1 protein-coding gene is annotated in these 506 nt (G+C 42.5%); it reads right to left on the reverse strand.

Features of this window, described 5'->3' with window-relative positions; translation table 11 throughout:
- Window positions 1-497: MFS transporter (locus HC175_RS17550; RefSeq protein ID WP_479685237.1), on the reverse strand; the 497-nt coding region annotated here is incomplete at its 3' end.
- Window positions 498-506: the final 9 nt, after the last annotated feature.

Below are 506 nucleotides of genomic sequence, written 5' to 3' on the forward strand. Positions count from 1 at the left end.
TTCGTAAAGCGACCCAAACCTGCAAGTGCCATTGGCCAGATAGCAGGCCACACCAATGCGTTTGCAATTCCAAGAAGCGCGATTGCCATAACTGAAGTAAACCCGTCAGCATATATAGCTACCAGTCCGAAAATAAGTCCGAGGATAGCAGACACCTTCAGCGCATTCTCCTGGGAAATATATTTTGGTATGGTGAAAATTCCAATGACATATCCCAAAATCATTGCTCCCAGTGTGAAACTGGCGAAGAATTTGGCCTCATCTAAAGGAATGCCATGGGATTCATTAGCATAATTAATAATTGTATCTCCCGCAATCACCTCCACTCCAACATAAAGGAATAAGGCTAAGGTTCCCAGGAAGATATGAGGGAACTGAAAAATACTCTTTTTGGAGAGATTGGTTTTTGCCAGTTCTTCATCTTCAGCATCGGCGTCAACTTCAGGTAAAGAAGAAAAATAAATCCAAATGCCTAGCAGGATCAAAATCCCCATCATTACCAGGTA

The sequence above is a fragment of the Salinimicrobium oceani genome, from assembly GCF_012037645.1.